This window comes from Veillonella sp. AF36-20BH (genome assembly GCF_003602765.1).
Taxonomy (GTDB): Bacteria; Bacillota; Negativicutes; order Veillonellales; family Veillonellaceae; genus Veillonella; species Veillonella hominis.
The window spans coordinates 48,960-58,397 of sequence record NZ_QTLR01000008.1 but is presented as its reverse complement, the minus strand read 5'-3'; the positions used below and the strand labels follow the sequence as shown (position 1 = coordinate 58,397).

Sequence of the window (9,438 nt, the reverse complement as noted above, 5' to 3'; positions counted from 1 at the left end):
TTCTGGCCCGTTGGTCAAGCGGTTAAGACACCGCCCTTTCACGGCGGTATCCCGGGTTCGATTCCCGGACGGGTCACCACATATGGACGATTAGCTCAGCTGGGAGAGCGCCTGCCTTACAAGCAGGATGTCGGCAGTTCGATCCTGTCATCGTCCACCAGACTAAAGAAGCAAGCTGTTAAGCTTGCTTCTTTTTTTTATATATATGATATAATAATATAAATTATATAATTTGTAATTTTAAAAGAGTTTTATTAAGAGGAGGAATTATGTTACATAACTTCGGACTCTATAAACGTCCACTACTTACAGTACTTGCTGTACTACTCACAACTGCATTTACAACAGCTAGTGCCGCTATGATCGATTTGAGTCAGCTAACACCAAATACAACGCAACCTGTGGCTCTTAGCACTATACAAAGTAATACAAGTAATGAGGCTTCTACATTGACCCCTAAAACAAATATGGAGCCTATCATAAAAGTAGCTGCCACACCAACATCTACACCAATTTCTGGAGTTTCAGAAAAAGCAACTATTAATGCTACTAGTACAAGTCATGATGGTCACTTGGAAAACTTTCCAAGCCGCAAAGTAACTATTGTTGTACCAGCAAATTTGCGCAATGAAAACACAGCTCAATTTGGTCACTACATGACAGATCGCTTATCAAATACACTTAAATATCCTTACTATGATACAACCATTGTAAGCACTAACACACCAACTGCAGAGATTAAAGCCGCTGATCTTGCTCAAATTGCAGAGGCCCAAAATTCTGAAATTGTTATTATGCCTGTGCCATTACAAGATGTATATGTACAAGTTAATACTATTAACAGCCCAGATTCGTACAATAATGATAATCATGAAATTTATATCGCTGCAAAGGTTAATGCCCTTTTATACTATTATGATGTAAACGATAAGGTAATCCATACTGTTCGTACGGGCTTCAACCAAACTGATGACTCTTTAACTATGCCAACACATAAATCAGTTTGGAACAAAGTTATGACTATATTACTTGATAAATTACCATACAAACGAATTCCAACAGACCATGACCGTTACCAAGCACCTGGTATTAATTCTGAGGCACCTGTTGTACTCGATTTCCAAGTAGAACAACCTAAGAATACTGCATACTCCTTAAAAGGTGTGAGCGTCTTTGTAGATAAATTTCTTAAAAAAAGGCTAGCCAGATGGCTAGCCTTTTTCTTATAACATTTTTGTAACATGCAAGCGCAGTAAAGCACGTTGCAATGCTGCTTCTGCTCTTTCTACATCAATATCAGGTGTAGGATTTGATAACCGACCTTCAGCACGCTCTTTAGCACGCTGTGCACGATCCACATCAATAGATGTAGGATCTTGACAGTCAGGGGTTACAATACTCACCTTATTATGTTCAATTTCACAGAAGCCACCAAATACGGCAAATTCACGAGATGTTCCATCTGGTTGATCAATGCGTAAAGGTGCTAAGTCTAATGCAATAATCATAGGCGCATGATTTGGCAAAATACCAAAAGCACCATCGATAGCTTTACCTACAAAGAATGTAGATTGGCCTTCGAATACGATTGCATCAGGTGTAATTATCTGTAGGGTCATAGGTTCCGCCATGGATTATTCCCCCTTCTCTTGCATTTCCTTTGCTTTTTGAACGGCTTCATCAATGGTACCAACCATGTAGAATGCACCTTCTGGCAATTCATCATATTTACCATCTAAGATTTCTCTAAAGCCTCTCAATGTTTCGGACAATGGCACATATTTACCAGGAGAACCAGTAAATACTTCTGCTACGAAGAATGGTTGACTCAAGAAACGTTGAATCTTACGAGCGCGAGATACAGTGAGTTTATCTTCGTCAGACAATTCTTCCATACCGAGGATTGCGATAATATCTTGAAGATCGCGATATTTTTGCAATACTTCTTGTACGCCACGAGCTACTGCGTAGTGCTCTTCACCAAGTACATGTGGGTCCAAAATACGGCTTGTAGAATCGAGTGGATCCACCGCCGGATAGATACCAAGTTCCGCAATGGAACGAGACAATACTGTTGTCGCATCCAAGTGAGCGAATGTCGCTGCTGGAGCAGGGTCAGTCAAGTCATCGGCAGGTACATATACAGCTTGTACAGAGGTAATAGAACCTTCTTTAGTAGATGTAATACGTTCTTGCAATGCCCCTACGTCATTAGCCAATGTAGGTTGGTACCCTACGGCAGATGGCATACGACCTAAAAGGGCAGATACTTCAGAACCCGCTTGGATAAAGCGGAAGATATTATCGATAAACAAGAGCACGTCTTGTTTCTTCACATCACGGAAGTATTCAGCCATTGTAAGGCCAGTAAGACCTACGCGCATACGAGCCCCTGGTGGCTCATTCATTTGGCCGTATACGAGAGCTGTTTTGTTGATAACGCCGGACTCTTTCATTTCGTTCCACAAGTCATTACCTTCACGAGTACGTTCACCTACGCCGGAGAATACGGAGTAACCGCCGTGCTCTGTAGCAACATTGTGAATCAATTCCATAATCAATACGGTTTTACCTACACCGGCACCACCGAAGAGACCAATTTTACCACCTTTTACGTATGGAGCGATAAGGTCAACGACCTTAATACCTGTTTCCAAGATTTGTGTATCCGGAGAAAGGTCATCAAATTTAGGTGCTGGACGATGAATAGGCCACTTTTCATCAGCCACAACTGGAGCTGGATCATGGTCTACCGTTTCACCAAGTACGTTAAAGATACGACCTAATACGCCTTCCCCTACAGGGATGGAGATTGGAGCGCCAGTATCTTCCGCTTCCATATTACGTGTCATACCGTCAGTAGAACTCATGGCAACGCAACGAACTGTATCGTCGCCTAAGTGTTGCATAACCTCTACTACGATTTTTTGTCTATCGTGTGCCTTGTGGTCATGGTAGATGTGGATGGCGTTGTAGATAGCTGGTAAATGACCAGCATCAAAGCGCACGTCTACAACTGGGCCGATGACCTGCACAACTTTACCAATATTATTACTCATCGACAGATGTCTCCTTATCTATTGCAAGGCATTAGCGCCACCAACGATTTCAGAAATTTCGTTTGTAATACTAGATTGACGCAACTTGTTGTATTCAAGGCCTAAGGACTCAATGAGTTCCCCTGCATTATCTGTAGCAGATGTCATGGCCGTCATACGAGCGCCCAATTCACTAGCTGCAGATTGCAACAATCCATTATAAACTGTAATTTCTAAGTATTTTGGCAACAACGCCTCCAAGACGGATACAGCAGATGGCATGAAATCATACTCTTCTCCTTTTACCTCATCTTGTGGTTGCTCTATTGGCAACAAGCGCTCAGCCTGTGCAATTTGCGTCATAGAATTTACAAAACGTGTATAGATCATGATGACTTCGTCAACTTCATGACGTTCGTATAGTGAAAGTGCTTCATGCATAATGGTACGCGCATGTTCATAGGATGGTTTATCAGAAAAGCCCGCATAGGACTTATCGATATGAATACCTCTAGATTTCATGCTATCTCTAGGCTTTCTGCCTGCCGTGATAACACGGTACGTGTCAGAAGATTTACCATGTAATTGTTCCATGGCAAATTTCAACACATTAGACGAAAATGCCCCTGCCAGACCTTTATCTGCACCTACTACAATATAGCAAGTACGCTCTACAGGTCGCACATCTAAGAGAGGACTTTCAAAGCCTTCTAAATCACTATTAGACATATGACGCAAGATTTGCCCTATCTTCTCTGCGTAAGGACGAGTAGCTTCCGCTTTTGTTTGTGCCCTACGAAGACGAGCAGAAGCTACCATCTTCATCGCTTTTGTAATTTGTTGCGTATTGGTAACACTTTTTATGCGTTTTCGCAAATCTTGTGCACTAGCCATACATTACGCCTCCTTACGAGACACTAATGTATGTGTAGAGCCAAATGCTTCAACACATTCTGAGATTGCTTGCTTCAATAGATTTTCAGTTTCTTCGTCAATTTTCTTAGACGTTTCAATGTTAGTGATGATTTCAGGGTAATTTGCTTTTACATAGCGTAAAAGTTCAGCTTCAAAGGACAATACATCTGCCACTTGAATATCTGCTAAGTACCCTTTTGTACCAGCGTAAAGGTTAATAACCATTTCCGCTACGCTCATAGGCTCATATTGACCTTGTTTTAACATTTCAGTTAAGCGTTCACCACGATCAAGTTGAGCGCGTGTAGCCGCATCAAGGTCGGAACCAAACTGAGCGAAAGCAGCCAACTCACGATATTGAGCAAGGTCCAAACGTAATTGACCCGCTACTTGTTTCATCGCTTTAGTTTGAGCACTACCACCTACACGAGATACAGATAAACCTACGTCAACAGCTGGACGAATACCAGAGTAGAACATATCTGTACCCAAGAAAATTTGACCATCGGTGATGGAAATTACGTTTGTTGGGATGTATGCAGATACGTCACCTGCTTGTGTTTCAATGATTGGCAACGCTGTAATGGAACCTCCACCAAGTTCAGGTGAAAGTTTCGCAGCCCGCTCTAATAGACGGCTGTGTAAGTAGAATACGTCGCCTGGATATGCCTCACGCCCTGGTGGACGGCGCAATAATAGGGACATAGCACGGTATGCAGCCGCTTGTTTTGTTAAGTCATCATATACGCATAATACGTGTTTACCTTGGTACATAAAGTATTCACCCATGGCAACACCAGCGTATGGGGCAATGTATTGAAGAGGTGCACCAGTGGAAGCACTCGCAGAAACTACGATTGTATATTCCATAGCCCCTGCTTCTTCAAGTTTTTGTACTACACGAGCAACCGTAGATTCTTTTTGACCAATAGCTACATAAATACAAATAACATCTTTGCCTTTTTGGTTCAAAATAGTATCTAAGGCAATCGCAGTTTTACCTGTACCACGGTCACCGATGATAAGCTCACGTTGACCACGGCCGATTGGTACCATCGCATCAATCGCTTTAAGACCTGTTTGCAATGGTTCGTTTACGGATTGTCGATCCGCAATACCAGGTGCTGGATGTTCAATAGGACGACGTTCTGTAGCTTGGATAGCACCCTTGCCATCAAGAGGTTGACCAAGAGGGTTTACTACGCGACCAATCAAGGCATCTCCAGCAGGAACGTCCATAATTTTGCCAGTACGGCGCACTTGGTCTCCTTCTTTAATCAAGAAGTCATCACCTAATAGTACGGCACCAACATTATCTAATTCTAAGTTCAAAACCAAGCCATATACGCCGTGTGGTAATTCTAGCAACTCACCGGCCATGGCTCTTTCAAGACCATAAATATGGGCGATGCCATCCCCTACGTCGAGAACAGTACCCACGTCATCGACATTGAGGTCAACATCATAGTCCTGAATCTGCTGTTTGATTATAGCAGTGATTTCTTCAGGCTTCATTTTCATATATACCCATTCACCCCTATCTAATAGAGTTCGTTCTTAATAAAGATTTTTCTAATTCCTCTAAACGACGAGATACAGAGCCATCAATGCGTTTATCCCCTACTTGGATAACGATACCACCCATAATAGATGGATCTTGACGCACAGATAAAATAACATCTTTCCCTGTTACTTCTCGTAATTTAGCTTGTACAGATGCTTCTACATCAGCTGTGATTGGTTCTGCTACAGTTACAGTAGCTTCCAAAATACCACGAGCCTCTCGTGATTTTTGAATAAACGCTGCAATGGCCTGCGCAATATAACGATGGCGACCGCGTTTAATCATCACATAGATAAAATGTAAAGCAACTTTGTCGATACTAGATTCAAAAATAGAACCAACTAACTTAATCTTTGCATCTTCTGTAACGATTGGATTTTCAAGGAATGAACGAAGTTCAGGCTGTTCCGCCATAACGGACGCTACATAACCTAATTGCTCCTCCATGAGTTCCAAATTATTTTGTTCTTGAGCTAATTCAAACATAGCCGAACCGTATTTATCTGCTACAATTTCTATGCTCATCGTATCACAACCCTATCGTTTTACTATCAAGTTGACGAATAGCGTCTTCGATCAATTTTGTATTAGTTTCGCTGTTCATATCTTTAGCAACAACTTTACCAGCCATAGCTACAGACAAAGAAACAACTTCATTGCGTAAACTATTCATAGCACGATCACGTTCGATTGCAATATCTTGGCGAGCACGATTTTTTTCTTGTTCAATTTGTTCGCGTGCTGTCACTAATTGTTCGCGTGTTGTATTTTCTGCTTCTTGAACTGCTTTTTCAACAATTTGTTGTGCTTCTTGACGTGCTTTAGCAATTTGAGCAGCATAATCAGCTTTAAAGCCCTCTGCCTCTACACGAGCTTTTTCTGCAGCTTCTAAGTCTTTAGCAATTCGTTCTTTACGTTCTGTCATCATAGCCAATAATGGTTTATATGCAAAACGCGCCAATAGCCAAACTAATATAAAAAAGTTCAACATTTGAGCAAGAATCGTTCCAAGGCTTAAGTCAACCAAGGTTATTCCTCCTCGTTATTATCTGAATAACAAAATAAATGCTACTACTACACCGATGATAGGCATCGCTTCGATCAAACCAATCGCTACGAACATAGTAGACATCAATTGACCACGCAATTCAGGTTGACGCGTAATGCCTTCAATTACTTTGCTAGATACAAGACCGTCACCGATACCTGCACCAATGGCACCACAACCTACTGCGATTGCTGCTGCTAATGCGAATAAACCTTGAGCTTCCATAATATATCCTCCGTAAAAAATTAATGTTCCTCACTAAGAGCCATCCCCAAGTAGGAGGCAGTAAGAACGGTAAAAATAAAGGCTTGAATAATACCAATAAATAAACTAAAAGCAATCCATACCCATGGTGCCGGTACAAACCAAGGCAAATTGTACAATACTTCTAACAGAATTTCACCAGCTACGATATTACCAAATAGACGGAAGGCAAGTGTAACAGGTCTAGCAATCTCTTCAAAAATATTCAGTATTAGCAAAGCCTTATAAGGTCGTACGAAATGCTTGAAATAGGATAAGCCTTTAACTTTAATCCCCATAACCCATACTACTAATGTGCTACATAGAGCTAATGCAACAGTAGTATTAATATCGGATGTTGGTGATGTTAACGCCTTAAACGTAGGCATTAAACCTAATTCGTTTCCTACAAAAATAAATAAGAAAAACGTAAATAACAAGGAACTCACCATCGGCCAATGACGACCTAAGTTCGGAGCTAATTGCCCCTCTAAGCCTTCCAATATAGATTCAACTATATTTTGCAAGCCTACAGGCACCAATTTTCGTCCCCGGGTGGCTAGTACTGTTATCAGTATTACAATAGCCATAGTAACCCATGTAGCAATTAGAGTATCCAAATTAAATGTCAACCCTAACCACTGCACGACTTCATGGTGTCCCGCATGTAATTCCACGTTCTCAACCCCTTCCATAGACATAATAAAAAACTAATATATTTACAATAAATATAAATATAATATATATGTATCATCATACATCGTTATAGATATATAATCAACACTTGAAGGGTAAACAATTCTAATTACTCATGAATGTATTGTGTATAATGCATTATTGGAATATATCTATAATTTAACACATCATAAGATTAGAAATGTCGACTAAGCCACCAGTAAACAACATATAATGCAGGCTGAATAAGTGCCACACCAACAAACACGCTAATAGCCTCTATGCCGGGAATCTTTAATCCTAAGACTACTAATGAACCTACTAACATAAGACGCCATATCATCTGTCTACGAGCTTTACGAACGGCTTTGTAAGGATCCCCTGATACAATGGATTGACCATGCAAAGCTAAACTTAACAAGTAGAGCACCATTATAAAAATGCCCCACAACCAGCCCCATACATATTGTTGCAATCCGCATGCAATCTGTATTATTACTCCAAAAAAGGCAATAAAAAAACAAGTCAGTAACACGCACACTATGAATTTTATATATTGATTCATACATACCTCACTACTTAACTTGTTTATATAACATATAAAACCCTGTTATAGCGCCTATTAGGCCAAATATGACCATACAGAGTGGTTCCGTTTGAAGCCAAGTATCCAATTTATAACCTAGCCAAATAAAACCTCCAATACAGGAGACCAGTGTGACCCCCGCTGATGTTGCCATGGCGAGGGCTTTCACAAGATCCTTATCCATATTATTTACCAAAACGTTCAGGACGACGCGCATCACCTAAGAATTCATGTCGCAATGCTTGGATAATACGTTCAGATGCTTTCCCATCACCATAAGGATTGACGGAGTTAGACATCAATTTATAAGCCTCTGCGTTGCTCAACAATTCATGAGCCGCTGCGTGTACTGCATCTTTATCAGTACCTACTAGACGAACTGTACCAGCTTCAACAGCTTCAGGGCGTTCCGTTGTATCGCGCAATACAAGAACTGGTTTACCAAGAGCTGGGGCTTCCTCTTGAATTCCACCTGAATCAGTCAAAATCAAATAAGATTTAGCCATTAAATTAGCAAATGGTTCATAATCAAGAGGGTCAATTAATGTAATACGTTCTACAGAACCAATTTCTTCTTGTACAACTTGGCGAACTTTAGGATTCTTATGTACAGGGAAAACAACTTGAATATCTTCAAATTCATTAATTAAATCTCGAATAGCTTGATATACATGACGCATAGGTTCGCCTAAGTTTTCTCGACGATGTGTGGTAACAAGGACCGTGCGTTTTTCAGAATCAAGAGCATTAATAGCTGCATCATCGAATACATAGTTGTCTTGCACCGTCGTATCAAGAGCATCAATAACAGTATTACCCGTTACATAAAGATGTTCTGTATTAATATTTTCTTTTTTTAAATTGCTTTCAGAACTAGAAGTAGGCGCAAAGTGATACGTCGCAATAGAGCCCGTCAATTTGCGATTCATCTCTTCAGGGAACGGAGAGTAAATATCACCTGTCCGTAATCCTGCTTCCACGTGACCTACAGGAATTTCTTGGTAGAAAGAAGCCAAGGCCCCAGCAAAGGTAGTTGTAGTATCACCATGAACGAGTACCACATCAGGTTTTGCTTCTTCTAATACATCTTTAAGGCCCATCAAAGCACGATTAGTTACATCATATAGTGTTTGACCTTGACTCATAATATTTAAATCATAGTCTGGGGTAATATTAAACAAGTTTAGTACTTGATCGAGCATATCTCGATGCTGTGCCGTAACGGTTACGATAGGTTCCATATCTGGTGCTGCTTGTAACGCTTTTACAAGAGGAGCCATCTTGATAGCCTCAGGTCTTGTACCAAAGATTGTCATAACTTTTAACATAGTTGCCTCCAACGTAGTAGGATAGAAAAAATGGGGCGCCA

At 40.8% G+C, this 9,438-nt stretch carries 12 protein-coding genes and 2 tRNA genes; 3 read left to right on the top strand and 11 right to left on the bottom strand.

What is annotated here, in order from left to right:
- Positions 1 to 4 precede the first annotated feature (4 nt).
- The 3 genes from DW000_RS08730 (at position 5) to DW000_RS08720 (ending at position 1,229) form a co-directional block, all read left to right on the top strand.
- Positions 5 to 79: transfer RNA gene (locus tag DW000_RS08730), tRNA-Glu, on the top strand.
- A gap of 5 nt (positions 80 to 84) precedes the next feature.
- Positions 85 to 160 (top strand) — tRNA-Val (locus DW000_RS08725).
- A gap of 109 nt (positions 161 to 269) precedes the next feature.
- Positions 270 to 1,229: a hypothetical protein gene (locus DW000_RS08720; protein WP_120056087.1), complete on the top strand. Its 960-nt coding sequence runs from the start codon at positions 270 to 272 to the stop codon at positions 1,227 to 1,229.
- Here the strand turns inward: DW000_RS08720 and atpC are convergent.
- From atpC to wecB, 11 genes are all read right to left on the bottom strand, one after another.
- Positions 1,224 to 1,631 carry an ATP synthase F1 subunit epsilon gene (atpC, locus tag DW000_RS08715; protein WP_120056085.1) on the bottom strand — a complete coding sequence of 136 codons (408 nt, stop codon included), beginning with the start codon at positions 1,629 to 1,631 and terminating at the stop codon, positions 1,224 to 1,226. The genes DW000_RS08720 and atpC overlap by 6 nt on opposite strands.
- A 3-nt stretch (positions 1,632 to 1,634) precedes the next feature.
- Positions 1,635 to 3,059, bottom strand: coding sequence for a F0F1 ATP synthase subunit beta (gene atpD / locus DW000_RS08710; RefSeq protein ID WP_120056083.1), 1,425 nt, complete (start codon positions 3,057 to 3,059; stop codon positions 1,635 to 1,637).
- An 18-nt stretch (positions 3,060 to 3,077) separates the two neighbouring features.
- Entirely contained in the window at positions 3,078 to 3,932 is an 855-nt protein-coding gene (gene atpG / locus DW000_RS08705) for an ATP synthase F1 subunit gamma (protein WP_120056081.1), read from the bottom strand.
- Between the two features lie 3 nt (positions 3,933 to 3,935).
- Entirely contained in the window at positions 3,936 to 5,474 is a 1,539-nt protein-coding gene (atpA, locus tag DW000_RS08700; protein WP_120056079.1) for a F0F1 ATP synthase subunit alpha, read from the bottom strand.
- A 16-nt stretch (positions 5,475 to 5,490) separates the two neighbouring features.
- Positions 5,491 to 6,042: an ATP synthase F1 subunit delta gene (atpH, locus tag DW000_RS08695; protein ID WP_120056077.1), complete on the bottom strand. Its 552-nt coding sequence runs from the start codon at positions 6,040 to 6,042 to the stop codon at positions 5,491 to 5,493.
- A 4-nt stretch (positions 6,043 to 6,046) separates the two neighbouring features.
- Positions 6,047 to 6,544, bottom strand: coding sequence for a F0F1 ATP synthase subunit B (gene atpF / locus DW000_RS08690; RefSeq protein WP_120056075.1), 498 nt, complete (start codon positions 6,542 to 6,544; stop codon positions 6,047 to 6,049).
- A gap of 18 nt (positions 6,545 to 6,562) precedes the next feature.
- A complete protein-coding gene (atpE, locus tag DW000_RS08685; protein WP_004695064.1) occupies positions 6,563 to 6,790 on the bottom strand; it encodes a F0F1 ATP synthase subunit C in 228 nt (75 codons plus the stop codon).
- Positions 6,791 to 6,810: 20 nt separating this feature from the next.
- Positions 6,811 to 7,509 carry a F0F1 ATP synthase subunit A gene (atpB, locus tag DW000_RS08680; protein WP_120056073.1) on the bottom strand — a complete coding sequence of 233 codons (699 nt, stop codon included), beginning with the start codon at positions 7,507 to 7,509 and terminating at the stop codon, positions 6,811 to 6,813.
- 170 nt (positions 7,510 to 7,679) lie between these two features.
- Positions 7,680 to 7,958 (bottom strand): ATP synthase subunit I, encoded by a 279-nt coding sequence (locus DW000_RS08675; protein WP_243624571.1) that lies wholly within the window; start codon positions 7,956 to 7,958, stop codon positions 7,680 to 7,682.
- A gap of 100 nt (positions 7,959 to 8,058) precedes the next feature.
- A complete protein-coding gene (locus DW000_RS08670) occupies positions 8,059 to 8,253 on the bottom strand; it encodes an AtpZ/AtpI family protein (RefSeq protein WP_012864790.1) in 195 nt (64 codons plus the stop codon).
- 1 nt (position 8,254) lies between these two features.
- The gene (gene wecB / locus DW000_RS08665; protein WP_120056069.1) at positions 8,255 to 9,397 is read right to left on the bottom strand and encodes a UDP-N-acetylglucosamine 2-epimerase (non-hydrolyzing); all 1,143 of its coding nucleotides are present in this window, start codon (positions 9,395 to 9,397) and stop codon (positions 8,255 to 8,257) included.
- Positions 9,398 to 9,438 lie beyond the last annotated feature (41 nt).

Bases quoted from the DNA above. Each gene is read 5' to 3' on its own strand.
- atpC (WP_120056085.1), bottom strand. From the start codon at position 1,631: ATGGCGGAACCTATGACCCTACAGATAATTACACCTGATGCAATCGTA.
- DW000_RS08670 (WP_012864790.1), bottom strand. From the start codon at position 8,253: ATGGATAAGGATCTTGTGAAAGCCCTCGCCATGGCAACATCAGCGGGG.
- atpE (WP_004695064.1), bottom strand. From the start codon at position 6,790: ATGGAAGCTCAAGGTTTATTCGCATTAGCAGCAGCAATCGCAGTAGGT.
- atpA (WP_120056079.1), bottom strand. From the start codon at position 5,474: ATGAAAATGAAGCCTGAAGAAATCACTGCTATAATCAAACAGCAGATT.
- DW000_RS08720 (WP_120056087.1), top strand. From the start codon at position 270: ATGTTACATAACTTCGGACTCTATAAACGTCCACTACTTACAGTACTT.
- atpB (WP_120056073.1), bottom strand. From the start codon at position 7,509: ATGTCTATGGAAGGGGTTGAGAACGTGGAATTACATGCGGGACACCAT.
- atpG (WP_120056081.1), bottom strand. From the start codon at position 3,932: ATGGCTAGTGCACAAGATTTGCGAAAACGCATAAAAAGTGTTACCAAT.
- wecB (WP_120056069.1), bottom strand. From the start codon at position 9,397: ATGTTAAAAGTTATGACAATCTTTGGTACAAGACCTGAGGCTATCAAG.
- atpD (WP_120056083.1), bottom strand. From the start codon at position 3,059: ATGAGTAATAATATTGGTAAAGTTGTGCAGGTCATCGGCCCAGTTGTA.
- atpH (WP_120056077.1), bottom strand. From the start codon at position 6,042: ATGAGCATAGAAATTGTAGCAGATAAATACGGTTCGGCTATGTTTGAA.